Source organism: Dermacoccus sp. UBA1591 (assembly GCF_002322065.1).
In the GTDB taxonomy this organism is placed as follows: Bacteria; Actinomycetota; Actinomycetes; order Actinomycetales; family Dermatophilaceae; genus Dermacoccus; species Dermacoccus nishinomiyaensis.
On the sequence record NZ_DCNR01000113.1, the window covers coordinates 15259 to 33839 of the forward strand.

At 69.0% G+C, this 18581-nt stretch carries 18 protein-coding genes; 9 read left to right on the forward strand and 9 right to left on the reverse strand.

Going from position 1 to position 18581, the window contains the following annotated elements:
* From B2284_RS13015 to B2284_RS13030, 4 genes are all read right to left on the reverse strand, one after another.
* The coding region (locus B2284_RS13015; protein WP_286697614.1) for a hypothetical protein at window positions 1-326 on the reverse strand (326 nt) is incomplete at its 3' end.
* A 3-nt stretch (window positions 327-329) separates the two neighbouring features.
* Entirely contained in the window at window positions 330-2744 is a 2415-nt protein-coding gene (locus B2284_RS13020; RefSeq protein WP_286697615.1) for a DUF6049 family protein, read from the reverse strand.
* A 4-nt stretch (window positions 2745-2748) separates the two neighbouring features.
* Entirely contained in the window at window positions 2749-3228 is a 480-nt protein-coding gene (locus B2284_RS13025) for an NUDIX hydrolase (protein WP_006944822.1), read from the reverse strand.
* Between the two features lie 204 nt (window positions 3229-3432).
* Window positions 3433-3963 (reverse strand): hypothetical protein, encoded by a 531-nt coding sequence (locus B2284_RS13030; RefSeq protein WP_074040009.1) that lies wholly within the window; start codon window positions 3961-3963, stop codon window positions 3433-3435.
* A gap of 526 nt (window positions 3964-4489) precedes the next feature.
* Here B2284_RS13030 and B2284_RS13035 point away from each other — a divergent pair.
* From B2284_RS13035 to B2284_RS13070, 8 genes are all read left to right on the forward strand, one after another.
* Window positions 4490-5941 carry a CCA tRNA nucleotidyltransferase gene (locus B2284_RS13035; protein ID WP_240742481.1) on the forward strand — a complete coding sequence of 484 codons (1452 nt, stop codon included), beginning with the start codon at window positions 4490-4492 and terminating at the stop codon, window positions 5939-5941.
* 139 nt (window positions 5942-6080) lie between these two features.
* The gene (locus B2284_RS13040; RefSeq protein ID WP_083603844.1) at window positions 6081-6812 is read left to right on the forward strand and encodes a putative glycolipid-binding domain-containing protein; all 732 of its coding nucleotides are present in this window, start codon (window positions 6081-6083) and stop codon (window positions 6810-6812) included.
* Window positions 6813-6898: 86 nt separating this feature from the next.
* Entirely contained in the window at window positions 6899-8197 is a 1299-nt protein-coding gene (locus tag B2284_RS13045; RefSeq protein ID WP_170957170.1) for a glycosyltransferase 87 family protein, read from the forward strand.
* A gap of 204 nt (window positions 8198-8401) precedes the next feature.
* Complete coding sequence (locus tag B2284_RS13050; RefSeq protein WP_200874223.1) at window positions 8402-9382, forward strand: sugar ABC transporter substrate-binding protein; 981 nt, start codon at window positions 8402-8404, stop codon at window positions 9380-9382.
* Window positions 9383-9525: 143 nt separating this feature from the next.
* Window positions 9526-10890: an alpha/beta hydrolase gene (locus B2284_RS13055; RefSeq protein ID WP_136788234.1), complete on the forward strand. Its 1365-nt coding sequence runs from the start codon at window positions 9526-9528 to the stop codon at window positions 10888-10890.
* Window positions 10891-10916: 26 nt separating this feature from the next.
* Complete coding sequence (locus B2284_RS13060; RefSeq protein WP_006944789.1) at window positions 10917-11135, forward strand: biotin/lipoyl-binding carrier protein; 219 nt, start codon at window positions 10917-10919, stop codon at window positions 11133-11135.
* A 115-nt stretch (window positions 11136-11250) separates the two neighbouring features.
* Entirely contained in the window at window positions 11251-12330 is a 1080-nt protein-coding gene (locus tag B2284_RS13065; RefSeq protein WP_006944611.1) for an ABC transporter permease, read from the forward strand.
* Between the two features lie 242 nt (window positions 12331-12572).
* The gene (locus B2284_RS13070) at window positions 12573-13394 is read left to right on the forward strand and encodes an ATP-binding cassette domain-containing protein (RefSeq protein WP_040014498.1); all 822 of its coding nucleotides are present in this window, start codon (window positions 12573-12575) and stop codon (window positions 13392-13394) included.
* Window positions 13395-13542: 148 nt separating this feature from the next.
* Here B2284_RS13070 and B2284_RS13075 read toward each other — a convergent pair whose 3' ends face one another.
* The 4 genes from B2284_RS13075 to B2284_RS13090 form a co-directional block, all read right to left on the reverse strand.
* Window positions 13543-14274: a hypothetical protein gene (locus tag B2284_RS13075; protein ID WP_006944762.1), complete on the reverse strand. Its 732-nt coding sequence runs from the start codon at window positions 14272-14274 to the stop codon at window positions 13543-13545.
* 122 nt (window positions 14275-14396) lie between these two features.
* A complete protein-coding gene (locus B2284_RS13080; protein WP_286697616.1) occupies window positions 14397-14939 on the reverse strand; it encodes a TerD family protein in 543 nt (180 codons plus the stop codon).
* The gene (locus B2284_RS13085) at window positions 14932-15372 is read right to left on the reverse strand and encodes a hypothetical protein (protein ID WP_286697617.1); all 441 of its coding nucleotides are present in this window, start codon (window positions 15370-15372) and stop codon (window positions 14932-14934) included. The genes B2284_RS13080 and B2284_RS13085 overlap by 8 nt, the downstream gene beginning before the upstream one ends.
* 36 nt (window positions 15373-15408) lie before the next feature.
* On the reverse strand, window positions 15409-16605 hold the full coding sequence (locus B2284_RS13090) for a toxic anion resistance protein (protein WP_006944600.1): 1197 nt from the start codon (window positions 16603-16605) through the stop codon (window positions 15409-15411).
* A gap of 245 nt (window positions 16606-16850) precedes the next feature.
* Here B2284_RS13090 and B2284_RS13095 point away from each other — a divergent pair, with 245 nt between their 5' ends.
* On the forward strand, window positions 16851-17990 hold the full coding sequence (locus B2284_RS13095; RefSeq protein ID WP_006944707.1) for a DUF475 domain-containing protein: 1140 nt from the start codon (window positions 16851-16853) through the stop codon (window positions 17988-17990).
* A 50-nt stretch (window positions 17991-18040) separates the two neighbouring features.
* On the opposite strand, the gene B2284_RS13100 is transcribed toward B2284_RS13095, so the two are convergent.
* Window positions 18041-18581 (reverse strand): hypothetical protein (locus tag B2284_RS13100; protein ID WP_286697618.1); only part of this gene is annotated, 541 nt, incomplete at its 5' end.

An 18581-nucleotide genomic window follows, 5' to 3' on the forward strand; every position in this document is an offset into this window, starting at 1 on the left:
CCGGGTCTGCCGGAGACGGCCAAGGCGTCGTCAGCCTCGAGGTTCCAGGCGTCCTCGGCCTCGCGGCGCTCGCGGTAGGCGTCAACCTCGCCGAGGTCGATGACCTGCGTGTGGTCGCTGCTCGCGTGGCTGCGCGTGGACTCGAGGTTGCGCAACCACTGCGCCTCCTGGTCGGCCTCGAACCACGACTCGTAGGCCGAACCGATGCTCGTACCCGCGACGTTCGGCATCGCGATGGTGTGCCGTACCGCCGTCTCGTACATCGCGCCGAGCGATCCGGACGCCGCGCCGTTCGGGCGCGACGGATCAGGTTCGGCGTTCGACATCGGCTACTCCTCCAGCTGGATGTCCCGCGCGAGCTCATCGCGTCGGCGGGTTCCCGCCTTCCTGCCGCGCACGAGGCCGTAGCAGAAGACGAGCAACGCCACGATACCGAGCACCCAGAAGATCCACGTACCCGTCGGGCGCGCGTTGATGCGCAACGGGGACGTGTCAGACGTGTCCGGGCCGAGCGCGACGCCGTTCGCGGCCGTCAGGCTCGCGTCGACGTCGACGAGGCTCGCAGCCTGCGCGGCGAGGGGGACGCGCACCGTCGTCTGGCCCTTCGCCTTGATCGTCACGGGCTCCGGTTGCGAGCGGAACTGCACCGCGTACGTGCGTGGCGTGAGCGTCAGGCTGACGTCCTTGACGTCGCGCGCCAGGTCGTTCTTCACCGTCACGCTGATCGTGCCCGAGTCGGAGAAGAAGTTGATGCGCGCCGGGACGACGCTGACGTGCTCGGGGATCGTCGACACGGCGGCGGAGGCATGCTGGACGAGCTCGTCGACGTCCGGCGAGGTGCCGCGCCAGCGGGTGCTCGTCAGCTGATCGAGATTGCGGCTCCACGCCGGCACGATGTCGTCACCGTCGACGACCGCGCCCGCCACCTGCGTCAGCGACGCGAGGGTGCGCGATGCGCGTTGCAGGTCGCGCGCATCAAAGGCCTGCGTGCTGGGCCGGGGCCAGACGCCGTCCGAGGCAGGTGCCTCGGTCGACAGCTTGGCCACGGTGCCCGCCGAGCGGCTGCTCGAGACGTCGAGGGCGCTCGTCGTCATCCACGGCGCCGTGTCGATGGCCGACAGCACCTGCGCCAGACGCGACGGCGACGTCGTGCCGAGGCGATCGCCCATGACCATGAGGCTGCGGTCGGCCGACGGAAACTGTTGGTAGAGAGCGAGACCCGCGGCCTGTTCGCGCAACCCGGCCTCGACGTCGCTGTCGGCGCCGTCCGAGCTCAGCGGCGCGCTGAGGGCGCTCGTGTACCCGATCATCGGGATGCCGGACGTGCTGCGCCGCGCCGCCGATGAGGCCGAGACGAAGTCGGAGCCGTCGAGCGTGACGTTGGGCGTGATGATGAGGGGCTTGCCGCCGAGCACCGACGACCACACCTGCGACAACCGGTTCGTCGCCGACACGCTGAGCGGCGCAGCCGGCGCGGCGACCACCGTCGTCGACAGTTCCTTCAACGCCGGCGACAGTGGACGGGCGAGTGCGCGCCGCAGCACGGCGTCGCTGCCCGGGGGCCGATCGTCCGCCGTCAAAGACGACAGATCGGGGTCGCCGTAAGGCGTGAACACGACCTGCTGACCGCTCGGACGGTCCTTCAACGTCGCGACGAGGTCGGCCGCGAGTGCCTCGACGGTCGTCGCCGGAGCAGGATCCTGCGAGGACGAGCTGCTCGAAGAGGAACTGCTTGACGACGAGGACGCGTCCCTCGACGAGGTCGACGAGGTCGATGCCCCGCTCGGTGCGGTGTTGTTGGGCGAGGCGCTGCCTGCGCTCGCCGTCGACGACGCGGAGGACGAGGACGGCGTGCTGCCGGCGGAACCCGTGTCACCGGGCGAGGCCGACGCGGAGCTCGACGAACTGGGCGTCGACGTCGTCGCCCGGTCCGCGGCAGCCTCCGTCGGGAGCGAACCGTCCTGTGCCGCAGCGGGATCGAGCACCGCCGGGTCGATCATCCACGTGACGGGGGCACCCGGGTTCGAGGCGAGGAGACGCTGGATGTCCGAGCCCGGCCCGATGGCCTTGTTCCACGCGTCGAAGCGCTCGCGACCGCTCGCGGTGAACAGCTTCGGGTCGGCCGGAAGCGTGATGGGAATGACGACGGACGTCGACATCGGCGTGAACTTCGTCGAATCGGCCTGCGTCGTCACGAAGCTGCGGATCGTCGCGGTGGAGCCGCCTCCGGTGACATCGACCTGCAGCGGCATCGTCGCCATCGTGAAGCTGACGTCGAGCTGGTTCGCCGGGATCGTCACGGTGACGTTCGTGCTCGCGCCCGGTGCAAGCGTCCCGACGTTCGTCGTCGCCGTGGCGGGGTTGGTCATCGCGACCTCGCCGGCGCTCCAGCGTGACTGCACCTCCAACGTGTCGAGCGCACGCTTGGCGACGCTGATGCGGGTGGTTGCGTTCGTCAGCGGCGTCGAGCCCGTGTTGCGCACCTGCACGCTGAGCGAGAGCGAGTCGCCGCTCTTCAGGGTGGGGGGTGTCAAGCCTGTCAGCGACACAGCGATCGGACCGCTCTGCGCCGAACTCTTCGTCGCGACGCGCGAGGCGCTCGCGGCATGGGCCGACATACCGGCCACGGACGACACGTTCGCCACCGTCGAAGCTGCGGCAGTGCTCGTCAGGCATGGCGGGCCGCTTGCCAGGCAGGTGGCGAGCAGGCCCGAGAACGCGGCGAGGTGGGCTCGTCTCGTCATCGACTCAGTGACCGGTCAGGCGGGCCCACGCCGTCGCGGCGATGCGGCGCTCGTTGGGGAACGTCAGGTGCTCGTGGGCGCGGTCGAGGCGGAACCACTGCGCGTCGATGGCTTCGTGGTCCGGGTCCTTCTCGATGCTGATCTCGCCCCCGACGGCTTCGAGCAGGTAGTGATGCACCATCTTGTGGATGCGATAACCCGGCACCGAGAACCAGTAGTCGATGACGCCGAGGGTCACGAGCGCGCGACCCTTGATGCCGGTCTCCTCCTCCACCTCACGCTCCGCGGTCTGCACGAGCGTCTCACCGGCCTCGATGTGACCCTTCGGCAGACACCACTCGACGCGCCCCGCACGGTTGTGGCGCGCGATGAGGGCGAGGTAGGCCTGGTGGTCGCGGACGTCGACGACGACGCCCCCCGCAGAGATCTCCTCGAGCGTCGCGAGGCGCGCAGCCCGGTGCACGCGGTGCGAGGAGACGGTCATTCTCATACCTTAACGAGAGGGTTCGGCGTTTGCGCCCGCGCTCGCCCGCAGGCCCCGGCATGATGCGGAAAACTCGCCGGCGCCCGGTCTTGACGTCCGTCGCGGCCGTTCGTGGGTGGCCTGGGGTGCCCCGTCAGTGTTGCTCGCGCTCCGGCAACCGACGAGCGATGACGGAGCCGACGAGCGTCGCGACCATGAGCGGGATCAGGGCGCCGGTACCGGGGACGAGGGCGCACAACAGCAGCGCGGCGAGGTGCTTGCGCAGGCCAGCGCCGCGAGCGTCACCCATGCGCCGTCGTGGATGAAGGCGGCGATCTCCGGCATCTGCTCGTCTCCGGAGAATCGGGCCTGCGGGATGAACGCCGCGAGGAGGGCGACGGCCATCGTGGCGAGCATGGCCTGCACCCATGACGGTGCCGGCACCGCATCGAGCCACCTGCCCAGCAGCGGCTGTCCGGCGGTGAAGAGCGCGGCGATCGCAGCGCCCGCGGCTGCGGGAACGAAGGCCCACAGCATCTGTTCCTGACCGCCGCCGACGGTCGGCAGACCGAGGGCGACGTGCTCGCCGCTGGTCGCCTGGTGGATGACGACGCAGCCGAGGAAACCGGCGACGGCCGCGACACCGAGGGCGCACAGGTGAAGCGTGCGCCGCCAGTGCACGGCGACGGGATCCTCGGAGTCGGCGATGAGGGAGTCGAGGGTGTCGAGGTGGTGATCCTTGCGCCGCGGCGGCATGATGATGACACCGCTGAGCAGGATGGTGGCGGCAGATCGTAGGGGGCTCTGGGCCCGTGCCAGACGAGGTGCTACGCACCGTTCATCAGGGTCAGCGCGAGGCCGGCCACCGCCCCCGCGACCGCACCGTAGGCGGCAGCGACCGCGCGGATGCGCCGAGCGGTAGGAACGGCGGCACGTCTGCTGAGGTGCTCATGGGGGGACCGTCGATTCGATGCTGCGTGGATGTGACCGCCGCGTCGTGCGAGGACGAAGCGATGTTTCACGTGGAACATGGCGACGGGGGGGCGACGATCGCAGGCATTGTTCATCGCAGCGACTCCATTTGAGGAAGCCCGTTGCGAAGAGGCGCTGGACGCGAGGCGACGGCCACCACTCAGCGGTGGCGGCAGCCATCACGCGGCAACGGGGGTGCGGCCCGAGGTGGGCGACTCGATACCCTTGACCAGTGACGCACACCTCCACCTCCACCCAGCAGGACGCCCGGACGGGCACGACCGCGGCGCCTCCGGCGTCGGGGGCGAGGATGCTCGGGACAGCGATCGCGCATCTCGAACCGGTCATGCCGCTGCTGCGGCAGCTCGGTGAGCTGTTCGCCGGGGCCGGGCACGAGATCGCTCTCGTCGGTGGGCCGGTGCGCGACGCCTTCCTCTCCCGCACCTCGCCGGATCTGGACTTCACGACGTCCGCTCGCCCCGATGACACCGAGCGCATCGTCGCCGGATGGGCCGACGCGACGTGGGATCTGGGCCGCGCGTTCGGCACGATCGGGGTGCGCAAGGGTGGCGTCCAGGTCGAGATCACGACCTACCGCGCTGACGCCTACGACCGTGAGACGCGCAAGCCGGTGGTCGAGTTCGGTGACTCGCTCGACGACGATCTCGTCCGCCGCGACTTCACCGTCAACGCGATGGCGCTGCGCCTGCCCGACCTGACGTTCGTCGACCCGTACGGCGGTCTCGCCGACCTGGCTGCAGGTGTGCTGCGCACCCCGACCGACCCGGAGGTCTCGTTCGGTGACGACCCACTGCGCATGATGCGCGCGGCACGTTTCTCGTCGCAGCTCGGGTTCGACGTCGCGCCCGAAGCGTTCAGGGCGATGCGCGAAATGGCCGCGTCGATCGAGATGATCTCGGCCGAGCGCGTGCGGGACGAACTGGTCAAGCTCCTCATGTCACCGACGCCGCGCCGAGGGCTCGAACTGCTCGTCGAGTCGGGCATCGCCGAACACGTGCTGCCCGAACTGCCGGCGCTCGCGCTCGAGATCGACGAGCACCACCGTCACAAGGACGTGTACGAGCACTCACTCATCGTGCTCGAGCAGGCGATGGCGCTCGAGGGACCGCGCGAGGTGCCGGGGGTCGAGGCGCCGACCGAGGTCGAGGGGCCGGATCTCGTGCTGCGCCTCGCGGCTCTGCTGCACGACATCGGCAAGCCCGACACGCGACGTTTCGAGCCGGGTGGCGGCGTGAGCTTCCACCATCACGAACTCGTCGGCGCGAAGATGACGCGCAAGCGGTTGCGCGCGCTGCGTTTCGACAAGGAGACGATCAAGCAGGTCTCCCGTCTCGTAGAGCTGCACCTGCGTTTCCACGGCTACGGCAACGGTGAGTGGACCGACTCGGCCGTGCGCCGCTACGTCACGGACGCAGGGCCGTTGCTGTCGCGCCTGCACCTGCTGACGCGAGCGGATTCGACGACGCGCAACAAGCGCAAAGCAGCCCGGCTGCAAGCGACCTATGACGACCTCGAGGCGCGCATCGAGCGCCTTCAGGCCGAAGAGGAGCTGGCCGCCGTGCGGCCCGAGCTCGACGGCAACGAGATCCAGGCCGTCCTCGGCATCAAGCCTGGGCCGGTACTCGGGCGTGCCTACAAGCACCTGCTCGCGGTGCGCCTCGATGAGGGCGTCATCGGCAAGGACGTCGCGAGCGAGCGGCTGCGTGAATGGTGGGCGCAGCAGCCGGAGTCGCAGGGCTGACGGGGGCATTGCGCTGTTCGTGTTGTCATTGCGTCATTCGTGTTCTCGCGGGTGCGCGTCGCGGGCCGATGGCGGGTGACGTGGACTGCGACGGGCGTGTTGCCGCCGTCACGGCTGGCGTGCCTGACAAGCTGGTGCCATGACTGCAGTGGACGTGGCGTGGCAGGGCCTCGACGACGAGACGCGTCTTGACGTGGCGTCGATCGACTTCGCCGAGGAAGGCGGGTTCGTCGCGACCGGACGTCAGTCCACGGAGACGTGGCGCGTGCAGTGGGATCTCGTCGTGGATTCACGCTGGCGCACGAAGTTCGTGACGCTCGACGCGGAGGGCTACGTGCCTGTTTCACCTGAAACCAACGACGTTTCACGTGAAACAGCGGACGAGGGCGGCTGGCGGGAGCGGGTGTGGCAACGCCACCTCAACCTCTGGCGCCGTGACGACGGAGCTCGCTCGCTGTGGCGCTGGGAGGGTGACGGGTCGGGCGACGCGCCCGGTTGGCTGGCCCCGCTCGGCATGGAGGACGGCATGGAACTGCTCCTCAGCGACGCCGTCGACGTCGACCTCGGCGGCTGCCCGGTGACGAACACGATGCCGATCCGTCGTCTCGGGGTCGACGCTGCCGGCGTCGGGGAACGGCCGATCACGACGGCGTGGGTGCGCCTTCCGGATCTCGCTGTCATGCCGTCGCCGCAGGTGTACTCGTCGGGTCCGCAGGCGCTGACGGAGGCGATGACGGTGCTCGACCCGCGTGTGTTCTCGGTCGTGCACTACCGCTCGGCGACGCGCGACGTCAGCGTCGACCTCACCGTCGACGATCATGGCCTCGTGCTCACCTACCCCGATCTCGCCGCGCGCGTCGACGTCCCATGACCAGAACCATGGTCGAACCCCCGGCTCGCGATTCGGTGCATTCTGAGCCGCCGGCCGAGGCCAGCTCCTGCGACCGTCGCACCCGGATGCGCTCCGGGGCCGCGCTTGTCGCCGGGGCGCTGCTCGCCATCGCAGCCGTCACCGCGTTCATCCTGCACAAGCTGGCCGCGCAAGATCCGGACACGTGGCTCATCGATCTGCGCGTCTATCTCCTGGGGGCTCGGCACGCGTTCTCGCCCGACCTCTACGACCAGCAGTACCCCGTCGCGTCGTTGCCGTTCACGTACCCGCCCTTCGGCGCGATGGTGATGGCGCCGCTCGGGCACCTGCCGTTCCCCGTGGCAGCCACGCTCGTGACGGCGACGTCGTGTGCCGCGCTCATGCTCGTCACGCGGCGCGCGCTGTCCGCCGCGTCCCGCCTCGGGCGTCGTGGCCGAGGGATGCGGTGGTGGTTCATCCCGGTCGGCGTGCTGGCGATCGCATTCGAGCCGGTGTGGGCGACGTTCTCGTTCGGGCAGGTCAACCTCATCGTGCTGGCGTTGTGTCTGCTCGATCTGACGGGCCGTCATCGTGCGCGCGGTGTCATGGTCGGTCTGGCTGCGGGGTTGAAGCTGACGCCGCTGTTCTTCGTCGCCTATCTGGTGTTCACGCGGCAGTTCCGGGCTGCGGCGACGGTGTGCGTGACGTTCGCCGCCACCGTCGCGGTGGGGTTCATGTTCAATCCGCATGGCGCGACGGTCTTCTGGACGGATGCGGTGCGCGATCCGTCGCGCGTGGGTTCGGCCTTGTTCGCCGGTAACCAGGCCCTCACCGGGGTGCTGCCGCGGTGGGCCGGTGAGCCTCTGCCGCACGCCGTCGTCCTCGTGGCGCAGGCGCTCGCGGGTCTGGCGGCGCTCGTCGCGGCTTCCTACCTCCACCGTCGCGGTCGTGAACTCGAGCCGGTGATCGCCGCGTCGTTCGGGATGCTCGCGATGTCGCCGATCTCGTGGAGCCATCACTGGGTCTGGACGTGGCCGGCCGCTCTGGTGCTCGTGGCGGCGCTCGTCCGTCAGCTCCGGGGTGCGCGCGGGGGAAATGGCGATCATGCGGCCGCTGACGTAGACCATGGCGACGCGCGGGGCATCGGTGCCGCCGAGCGGGCGCCCGGCTGGGCCGTCGCCACGGGTGCGCTCCTCATGGTGTGGCTGCTCGTCTTCGTCTCGCGCTCGACGTGGTGGCCACCTCACTACGAGGACGCCGAGTTGTCGTGGAGCCTCGTCCAGAAGGTCTTGGGCAACACGTACGTCGTCGCCGGCGCGCTGTGGATCGCCTGGGCACTTCTCGACGCCCGTGCGGGCCGACGCGGGCGCAACGTCGCTTCACCCGCACCACGAGGTGGCGAGTAACTCACAGGTAGGCGCGCAGTTGCCTGCCGACGCGTGACTTACCCGCCATCCTGACAGCGCCCTGGCCCACCGGGCACCCACGCCCCACCGCCGACACAGGCACCCCGCCGACCCGCGATGTATCGAACCGAGACATCAGGTGGGGCACAATGGACGCTGATAGTCACGTCCGCGCCGTCGGCGCCCCGGAGAAGGATCATCCACATGCGCAAGTCCCTGACGATGGCGAGTGTCGCCGTGCTCGCCACCTCGCTCGCCGCGTGCAGTTCCACGGGTGGGCGCAAGGCGGTCGAAGAGGCGTCGAACAACGCCGGTCACGCGAACACTCCGACGATGACGGTCGCTCTCGTCACGCACTCGGGCCCGGGTGACACGTTCTGGGACATCGTGCGCAAGGGCGCCGAGGATGCGGCGGCGAAGGACAACGTCAAGCTCGAGTACACCTCCGACCCGGACGGTTCGAAGCAGTCGAACCTCGTGCAGCAGGCCGTCGACAAGAAGGTCGACGGCATCGCCCTGACGCTCGCGAAGCCGGATGCCATGAAGGGCTCCGTGGAGGCGGCGAAGAAGGCGGGCATCCCCGTCGTCGCGCTCAACGGCGGCCTGGACGACTGGAAGAAGATGGGCGTCGAGAGCTACTTCGGCCAGGACGAGAAGATCGCCGGCGAGGCGGCAGGCGACAAGCTCAAGAGCGGCGGCGCCAAGAAGGTGCTGTGCGTCATCCACGAGCAGGGCAACGTCGGCCACATGGATCGCTGTGCGGGCGTCAAGAGCAAGTTCGACGCGACGGAGAACATCTACGTCAACGGCACGGACATGCCGAGCGTGCAGAGTGCGATCACGAGCAAGCTGCAGCAGGACAAGACGATCGATGCCGTCCTCGGCCTCGGCGGCCCGTACGCGATGGCGGCGACGAAGTCGGTCAAGGACGCGAGCTCGGACGCCAAGGTCTACACGTTCGACACGAGCAACGAGGTGCTCGGCGCGATCAAGGCGGGCACGATCCAGTGGGCGGTCGACCAGCAGCCGTACCTGCAGGGATACCTCGCGGTCGACTCGCTGTGGCTGCGCAAGAACAACGGCAACATCGTCGGCGGTGGCGAACCCGTGCTCACCGGGCCCGCGTTCATCGACAAGTCGAACGTCGCCGACGTCGAGAAGTACGCCAAGTCCGGCCGCCGCTGAGCCCTGCCCGGCCCCGGCTCTTCGTTCCCAGCACATCGCGCGTGCACCTCTGGTTCGGCGGTGGCACAGCTGGCACTCACCTGAGTGTGATGCGCTGAGCGTTGGGCCTGGGGAGAGTCGTCGATGGTGCCTCGAACCGCGAGGTGCCCTACGGGAAGGGCGGGGAGATGATCGAGCCGGACGGCATGACGTTCGCGGTCATGATCTGGATTCTGGGCTTGCTCATCACGCTGTTCGTGGCGCTGCGGGGCCATGCGTTCGGCACGAAGTCGCTCAAGCACATCGCGATGCGGCTCGGTGGCATGCTGACGAGCACGTTCGTCCTCGTGCTCGCCGCCGTCGTGACGCTCAACGCGAAGTACGGGTGGTACTCGTCCTGGCAGGACGTGCAGGCCGCTGTCACCGGGACGCCGCCCACGATCGAGCAGCACACGCACGGCCAGGCCCGCACGCAGGAGCAGAAGAGCGAGGCGGCGCAGCAGGCGCAGGAGAGCGACGCCGCCGCCGACTCGAAGTACGCCGCCCAGCGCGCTCGCTACGAGGCCGGCCTTCACCTCAAGCCGTCCGCGACGGGGCAGTGGATCAACATCAACGTGCCCGGTATTCGTATGCAGGGCAACGACATCGGCCGTGTCATGGTGTGGTTGCCGCCGTCGTACACGAGCGACACGAAGCGGACGTACCCCGTCATCGAGGCCTTCCACGGCATCCCGGGCGGCACCCTCGACTACCAGCGCGTGTTCCACCTCGACGCCTCGCTGCGTGACGCGGTGAGCCGCGGCGCGATGCGCGACGCCATCATCATCGTGCCGCAGGAGATGCCGGGTGGCATCGACACCGAGTGCGTCGACGGCGGCGGCCTCAACATGGAGACGTGGTTGACGTCGATGGTGCCCGACCACATCACGAAGAACTTCCGCGCCCAGGCCAGCCGTGAGGCGTGGACGACGATCGGCGTCTCGGCCGGAGGCTGGTGCTCGTCGATGGCGACGATCCTGCACCCCGACCGGTACGCGGGAGGCGCGAGCCTCGGTGGGTACTACTCACCGCAGTTCGCCACGTGGAACCCGTTCAAGGGCAAGGTTCCCGAGCGCTACGACCTCATTGCGCAGGTCAAGAAGAACCCGCACCCGCAGTCGCTGTGGGTGCTCGTCTCGGGCGCGGACAAGCTGTCCGGCGCCTCCAGCGAGGCGTTCATCAAGGCGGCGACGGCGTACGACGTCACCCAGGTCGATCTGCCTCACGCAGGCCACCGCGTCGGCGTGTGGCAGAGCACGTTCCCCGACGTCTTCACGTGGATGGGCAAGACGTTCCCCATGTTCGCAGCCTCGGCGGGTTCGACGTCACAGCAGTCGGCGTCGCCGTCGCCGTCCAGTTCGCCGTCAGCGCCCTCGTCGCAGATGCAACCGTCGGCAAGTCCACTGACGGGCCGTCACCGTGGGCTCACCCATCCGGTCACGGGTTCGACGAACGGCCTCGTCGGCTTGACGCCGCGAACGCGCGGGTAACAGCGCGCCTCTGCCACGATGCTGGCATGGGCACACAACACATCGCATCCGACCTCGTCGCGAACGTCCACTCCATCGCGGTGAGCGTCGGCCAGCGCGTCGAGGCCGGTGACGAACTCGTCCTGCTCGAGTCGATGAAGATGGAGATCCCCGTCGTCCCCGAGGAGCCGGGCACCGTCGTCGAGATCCGCGTCCAGCCCGGTGACGTCGTGCAGGAGGGCGACGTCCTCGTCGTCCTTCAGTGAGCGAGCGCCGCGCGGCGCGGTCGGGAAATGTATCGGTTCGATACACCTGTCCTCTACCATGAAGGACGGTGAAGGTACCCCTTCGCCTGCCCGCACACTCGAAAGGGAGCCTCGCGTGTCGACTCCTGCCACGTCGAGCGAGCCGAGTTCGTCACCGGCGACGCCCGCGCCCGCCAGCTCAGCGGACGACCGCGTCCGCAACCGCAACGTCCTCGCGCGCTACCTGTCACGCCCCGAGATCGGTGCCCTGTTCGGGGTTCTCGCGATCGCCGTGTTCTTCCTCCTCGTCGCCGAGCCGTTCCGTCACATGGCAAACACCGGCACGATCCTCTATCAGTCCGCGACGATCGGCATCATGGCCGTGCCCGTCGCGCTGCTCATGGTGGCGGGCGAGTTCGACCTGTCGGCCGGTGTCGCGGTGACGACGGCGGGGCTGTCGGCGTCGCTGCTCGCCTGGTACTTCAACTTCCACGTGTGGGCCGCAGTCGGGTTGAGCCTGCTCATCGCGCTCGCCATCGGTGCGCTCAACGGGTTCATGCTCAACCGCAGCGGTTTGCCGAGCTTCCTCATCACGCTCGCGACGTTCTTCGTCCTGCAGGGCGTCAACCTCGGCGTGACGCGCTCCGTCACGGGTGGCGTCGCGAGCAACGACATCTCCGACATGGCCGGTTTCGACTCCGCGCACGCATTCTTCGCGGCCTCGATGAAGATCGGGCCGGTCAACCTCAAGATCCCGGTGCTGTTCTGGATCGTCCTGACGATCATCGCCGCCTTCGTGCTGCTGCGCACCAAGGTCGGCAACTGGATCTTCGCCATCGGCGACGACGAGAAAGCGGCCCGCGCCGTCGGTGTGCCCGTGTGGAAGGTGCGCGTCGGGCTCTACATGTTCGTCGGGTTCTGCGCCTGGCTGTCGGGCATGCACCTGCTGTTCGCGTTCAACCAGGTGCAGTCCGGTGAGGGCATCGGCAACGAGTTCATCTACATCATCGCGGCTGTCGTCGGTGGCTGTCTGCTGACGGGCGGCTACGGCTCCGCGGTCGGTGCGAGCTTCGGTGCGCTCATGTTCGGCATGACGCAGCTCGGCATCAACTACGCCGGCTGGAACCCCGACTGGTTCAAGACGTTCCTCGGCGTCATGCTGCTCGCCGCCGTGCTCCTCAACACCTACGTCAAGCGAAAGGCGGACGCCCGATGATCCGCATCAAGACCGGTGACGACGGCCGCCGCCGCCCGGGCGCAACGGGAAGGCCGGGCACGGGTGACACTGCTGGCGCGACGCAGTCGGTGATGCCGGATGACGCTGCCCCCCGACGCGAGGCGGCCGAAGAGACCCGAACAGCGTCGGCTGAACGCACCGCGTCCCCCGCGGTTGATGTTTCACGTGAAACGGCCTCCTCGGGCACGGACAGCGCGGGCGAGACGAGGGGCGCCACCGGCGTGAACTCCCACGATGACACCGCCATCGTCCAGCTCGTCGACGTCGGCAAGGCCTACGGCAACGTCGACGCCCTGCGTGGCGTCGACCTCACCGTCCGACCCGGCGAGGTGACGTGCGTGCTCGGTGACAACGGTGCCGGCAAGTCGACGCTCATCAAGATCATGTCGGGCCTGCACGACTACACGAGCGGCGAGATGGTCGTCGACGGCGAGGTGCGCCACTTCTCGTCACCGCGCCAGTCGCTCTCGTCCGGTATCGCGACGGTTTACCAGGATCTCGCGCTCGCGCCGCTGCAGTCGGTGTGGCGCAACTTCTTCCTCGGCAACGAGTTGACGAAGGGCCCGTTCGGAGCGCTCGACATCAAGCGCATGAAGGCCGTCTGCGACGAGGAACTGACGAAGATGGGCATCGCGGTGCCCGACCTCGACCGTCCCGTTGGTGGCCTCTCGGGCGGGCAGAAGCAGTGTCTCGCCATCGCCCGAGCCATCTACTTCGGCGCCAAGGTCATCATCCTCGACGAGCCGACGGCCGCGCTCGGCGTCAAGCAATCCGGCGTCGTTCTGAAATACATCATGGCGGCGCGTGACGCCGGCCTCGGCGTCGTGCTCATCACGCACAACCCGCACCACGCCTACCTGGTCGGCGACCACTTCGTCGTCCTGAAGCTCGGCCGCGTGACGCTCGATGCGTCGAAGAGCGAGATCGGCCTCGACGAGCTGACGGCGCAGATGGCCGGCGTGAGCGAACTCGAGGCGCTCGAGCACGAATTGCGCCACGACGACGCGCCGAAGGTGGCCGCGTCACCGATCGACGTCGAGTGATTCCTTCGGAGCCGAGACCGCGCGCTGCGGGATCGCAGCTCTCAGAGACGAGTTGAGGGCCGAAACTCTGCATTGCAGGGTTTCGGCCCTCAGCCGTGGAAGGTGCGCGTGGGCCGGCGACGCGGCCTCCAGGCGAGCGCGGCGGACGTCAGCCCAACAGGTGCGTGTGCGTGATGGCGAACGATCGCTCGTCGTAGCCGTACGCCGACGCGACGGCCCCGAGCACACCGGACAGCGGGTCGTGCTCGTGGCGGATGACGACGAACTCGTCGACGCGCGTCAGTGTCAGGCGTGGCCAGACGCCGAGGCTCGTGCCCCCATCGATCGGGACGATGACCTGCGTCGAACCGTTGCTCACCCGCATCTCCGACGGCGGCAGCGGCATGGTGCCCTGGGTCCCCGTGGCGATGAGCACGCGGTTCATCGGCTGCGTCATGTCGACCGTCAGCGTGTTGCCGCGTGGGGTGACGCTCGAGCCGTCCTGCAGCGCGAGCAGGTCGAGACCACGCCGACGCACGAGCCATTCGACCGTCAGGTAGCCGACGCCCGAGGCAAGCCGGTCGAGCGCGGCGACGCGGTGCAGCTTCACCGTGCGCCCCCCGACGACGCTGACGCCCAGCGGCGGCGGAGACGGGCGTCGACGTGCCGGCACGACCTCGACCCGCCCGCTCGGAGCGGGCGCTTCGCCGCCTTGCCCCACCGCGACGCCCTGCTCGCCCGCGGACGGGGCCATGTCCGTCACCGACGGGCTCGTCTGCCGCGCGAGAACGCGCAGCCAGGCACCATCGGGGTTGCCGAGCTGCGAATCCGGCACACCGCGCTCGGACGGCGCATCCTCCGGTGCGTCCGCAGGCAGCGGCGCCGGCGTCGGGGGCTGCACCCGGCCTGGCTGATCCTGCGCGTAGCCATCGGTGCCTCCGGGAAGTGAGAAAGCGCCCCCCGACGATGGAGTGGGCGACGAATCCCCCTGCCCGGAGCCGTAACCGGGCGGTGGCTGCAGCGTCACAGCCGGCTCCCGGCCTGCTGCATCGCGGCGTCGAGGCCGGCGTCGTAGCCGCGGCCGGTGAACTCGACACGCCACCCGGCATCCCCTCGCACGACCTCCGCGACGACGAGCGCCGACACAGGCCCCGCCGCTGACGCGAGGTTGCCCGAGCGCGTGATCTCGCGACCCGTGGCGTCGTCACGCACGCTGACGTCGAGGCTGCTCACCTCGTCGAGGGTGCGCTTCGGGGCGTTGGCGCGCGGCTGAACGAACGTGAGGACGACGATGCGCTCGACGTCCGCGGGGGCTGCCGCGAGGTCGACCTCGACGACGCCGTCGGAGATACCGAGGCGCGTCGTCTCGTCGGGGGTGGCCGGCTGGTTGGAGTGCACGACGTGCTCGCGGCTCTCGACGCGGTCGCGCACGAGCGGCATCGCGGCGATGCCGAGGCGGTCGCCCAGCGCGGTCTGCGCGCCGGTGTTCCAGCGCACGTCGAGCGAGACGATGCGGACGCCGTCGAGTGAGGCGCCGGTGCCGGGCGCGCGGGATTCGTCAGCCATGGCCGAACTTCTCCTCCAAGAACGCGCCCTGGATCTCCAGGGCGTCGCGGGCGTTGTCGATCGAACGGCGCGCCGCGGACGAGGCGACGTGCTCGATCGTCGTGAGCTGCTGGATCAGCATGTCGTGCGCCCCGGCGACGCCGCGCGCCGCGAGGTAGGCGTGGATCGTGTCGGGCACGTGGGCGCTCGCGGTGCGCTCCAGCGTCACGAGGGTCTGCACGTCGAGCAGGCGCGCCGACGGGTCGGCGACGACGTCCTCGAGGTGGTCTCCGATGAGACGGCACAGCACCATCGCTCGCCCGGGCACCTGCGCGCCGAGGGAACGCAGCCACCGCACGTACGGGTGCAGCGCCGCCTCGACGGCTTCGACGGTGCCCGGAGTCGGCCCGCTGGGCTGCTGCTGGCGCGCGTCGTCGCGCGAGAACCACCCCACGTCAGATCCTTCCTGCGAAGCGGTGCGTCACGAGGCTCAGGCGGGCCCGCCGGGCAGCTGGCCGCGCATGTTCTCGTTGCTCTCGAGCTGCTGCTTGCGGGCGCGCTCCATGTACGGCTCTGCACGCTTGATCTGCGTCTGCAGGGACGTGATGGTCGCGGCCATCGAGTCCGTCGCGGCGCTGCGGTAGGAGTCGATCGCGTCCATCGTCGCGAAGACGTTGGTGAACGCGTTCTCGAGCTTCTGCACCTCGACGAGCGACTCGGTCGACTTCGCGTTGATCTCGGCGCCCTGCTGACGCAGCTGCTGCGACGTCGACTCGATCATGTTCGACGTGGTCGAGCGCAGGGCGTTGATCTGGTCGAGCACGAGCTTCTGACGCGCCAGCGCCTCGGAGACGATGACGGCCGTGTAGAGCGCGGCGACTGTCGTCGACTTGGCACGGTCGACGGCCGTGATGAGCTGGTCGTTGTTCTGCAGGACGAGCCCGAGCGACATGTAGCCCTGCGTGGCGACGGCGATCTCCGTCGCGAGGTCCTGACGGCGCTGGCGGACGGTGAAGAGCACCTGCGACTTCATCGCGTCGGCCTTCTCCGTCTCACCGCGGGCGCCGAGCTCGGCGACGCGCTGCTCGATGGCGGCGTCGAGCTGCGTCATCTTCTCGTCGAGGTCGCGCAGGCGGATGAGCGACTCCCACAGGCGCGTCTGCTCGAGCTGGATGCCGGCGTTGTCCTTGCGCAGGTCGTCCTGGCCCGATTCGAGCGCGGCGATGATGGCGTTGAGGTGGGTCTGGCTCGACTGGTACTTCATGAAGTAGCGGTCGACCTTGTCGCCGCCCGGCATCCACTTGAGCAGCTTCTTCGCACCCTTGAGGTCGGCGCGGTGCGGGTCGAGGTCGGTGACCGTCTGACGCAGCTCGGCGAGGGTGTTGCCGACCTTGTTCTGGGCGCTGTCCTTGCCGGCGAGGGAGGGGCGCTGCAGGATCGAGTTGCTCACCTGCGCAGCCTTCATGGACTCCTCGCGGCCCATGTTGGTGATCTCCTTGAGCCGCGCGCGGAACGCCGGGTCGTTGGGGTCGATCTCCTCGAACCTCGCGACGGTCTGCGTCGCCTCCGTGACGGCGAGCTGCTTGTGCTGCTCGTCGATCGGCACCATCGCCGCAGCCTTTTCGGGCTCGACCACGTCGACCGGTTTCGGCGGGGCGAGCATGGGCTGGGGTTCAGGGTTCGTCATCGTGCTCCTCCTTGGTCACGCGGCCAAGACATCTCGGTTGCGTCGAGCCTAGTCCACGCCGGTGACAACGCGCTGAGGCCCGGGGAACGTTCCCCGTCCGGCTCTGCGGCGCCAAGTTTCACGTGAAACACGGTGGTGCTCCGTCGTGCCGCGGACGTTCCCCGTCGCTGCGCGGCTAGGCTGAGCGATGACCCCGCAGCCCGTGCCGATGTCGCCGGGCGCGTCCCCTTCGGAAACGGATCCTCATGCTCCTCAAGACGTTCGGATGGTCCGCCGCCATCACGATCGCCGGCCTGGTCGGCGGCTTCCTGATCGGTGGGCCCTCCGGCCTCGCCATCGTCGCCATCCTCATCGTGCTCGAGGTCTCCCTGAGCTTCGACAATGCCGTCGTCAACGCGACCATCCTCAAACGGATGAACGCCTTCTGGCAGAAAATCTTCCTGACGGTCGGCATCCTCATCGCCGTCTTCGGCATGCGCCTGGTCTTCCCCCTGCTCATCGTGTGCCTGACGGGTCACGTCGGGCCGATGGAGGCCATCGACCTGGCCATCAAGGGCGGCGACCAGGAGACCCCCGGCACATACGCGCACATGCTCCACGATGCGCACCCGAGCATCGCCGCGTTCGGCGGCATGTTCCTGCTGATGCTGTTCCTCGACTTCGTCTTCGAGAAGCGCGACCTGCAGTGGCTGCGCCCCATCGAGCGTCCCCTCGCCAAGATCGGCAAGCTCGATCAGCTCTCCGTCGTCGTCGCGCTGCTCGTGCTCGCCGTCGTGTCGCAGACGCTCGCGAAGGAGCCCGGCACCGTCCTGTTCTCCGGCATCCTCGGCCTCATGACGTACCTGCTCGTCGGCGGTCTCGGTGACCTGTTCGAGAGCCAGGGCGAGGATGACGACGACGCTGCGGCAGGCGATGACGACGCTGAGCGCAGCGTCGCCACGAAGGCCGGCGACACTGCGGCGCAGGCACCCGCGTCGAAGGGTGTCGGCACCACGGCGGGCAAGGCGGCGTTCTTCCTGTTCATGTACCTCGAGGTGCTCGACGCGTCGTTCTCGTTCGACGGTGTCATCGGCGCGTTCGCCATCAGCCAGGACATCTTCATCATCGCGCTCGGCCTCGGCGTCGGGGCGATGTGGATCCGGTCGCTGACGGTGTACCTCGTGCGTCAGGGCACGCTCGACGATTACGCCTACCTCGAGCACGGCGCGATGTGGGCCATCGGAGCGCTGGCCGCGATCCTGCTCATCAGCATCAAGCACGAGGTGCCGGAGGTCGTCACCGGGCTCATCGGTGTCGGCTTCATCGGCGCTGCCTACCTCAGCTCTCTGGTGCGCAACAAGCGCATCGAGGCGGCCGGCGGTCAGGTCGAGCACCTGGGCGGCTGAGCCCTCACGAACAGCGCGCGGCCACTCGTCCTGATGGGGACGGGTGGCCGTCAGCGTCCCGCGCGCACGAACGTCGCCGCATCGTGGCCGTAGGCAGCGGCCACGGGCCCGAGGTCGCCGGAGCTGGGGTCGTGCTCGTCGAGCAGGACGACGAACTCGTCGACCCCGACGAGGCTGAGGCGGGGCCAGACGCCGTAACTCGTGCCTGCGGGCAGGCGGCACTCGACGCGCGTCGAACCGTTCGCCACGATGATGCTCGACTCGGGCAGCTCGACGCCGCGCGCGGTGCCCGTGCAGATGAGCACGCGATCGAGGCCGGGGAGCAGATCGATGACGAACTCGTCGCCGCGCGGGTCGACGGTGGAGCCGTCGACGAGCGCAAGAAGGTCGCGGCCCTCACCGGTGAGCGACCACGAGATCGTCAGGGCGCCGTAACCCGAGGCGAGACGGTCGAGGGTGATCGCGCCGTCGAGCTGCGTCGTCGTCCCGCCTGTCATCTCGAGGCCGCGAGGTGCGTCGTGGCACGCGCGCGCGGGCGGGAACGACGCCGGCGTGCGGGAGGCGCTGGCAGGCCCGGGCGGGGTGCCAGAT

What these genes read in the sequence shown, in the direction of transcription:
- B2284_RS13020 (WP_286697615.1), bottom strand. Translation starts at nt 2,744, where the DNA reads ATGACGAGACGAGCCCACCTCGCCGCGTTCTCGGGCCTGCTCGCCACC.
- B2284_RS13025 (WP_006944822.1), bottom strand. Translation starts at nt 3,228, where the DNA reads ATGACCGTCTCCTCGCACCGCGTGCACCGGGCTGCGCGCCTCGCGACG.
- B2284_RS13030 (WP_074040009.1), bottom strand. Translation starts at nt 3,963, where the DNA reads ATGCCGCCGCGGCGCAAGGATCACCACCTCGACACCCTCGACTCCCTC.
- B2284_RS13035 (WP_240742481.1), top strand. Translation starts at nt 4,490, where the DNA reads ATGCTCGGGACAGCGATCGCGCATCTCGAACCGGTCATGCCGCTGCTG.
- B2284_RS13040 (WP_083603844.1), top strand. Translation starts at nt 6,081, where the DNA reads ATGACTGCAGTGGACGTGGCGTGGCAGGGCCTCGACGACGAGACGCGT.
- B2284_RS13045 (WP_170957170.1), top strand. Translation starts at nt 6,899, where the DNA reads ATGCGCTCCGGGGCCGCGCTTGTCGCCGGGGCGCTGCTCGCCATCGCA.
- B2284_RS13050 (WP_200874223.1), top strand. Translation starts at nt 8,402, where the DNA reads ATGCGCAAGTCCCTGACGATGGCGAGTGTCGCCGTGCTCGCCACCTCG.
- B2284_RS13060 (WP_006944789.1), top strand. Translation starts at nt 10,917, where the DNA reads ATGGGCACACAACACATCGCATCCGACCTCGTCGCGAACGTCCACTCC.
- B2284_RS13080 (WP_286697616.1), bottom strand. Translation starts at nt 14,939, where the DNA reads ATGGCTGACGAATCCCGCGCGCCCGGCACCGGCGCCTCACTCGACGGC.
- B2284_RS13090 (WP_006944600.1), bottom strand. Translation starts at nt 16,605, where the DNA reads ATGACGAACCCTGAACCCCAGCCCATGCTCGCCCCGCCGAAACCGGTC.
- B2284_RS13095 (WP_006944707.1), top strand. Translation starts at nt 16,851, where the DNA reads ATGCTCCTCAAGACGTTCGGATGGTCCGCCGCCATCACGATCGCCGGC.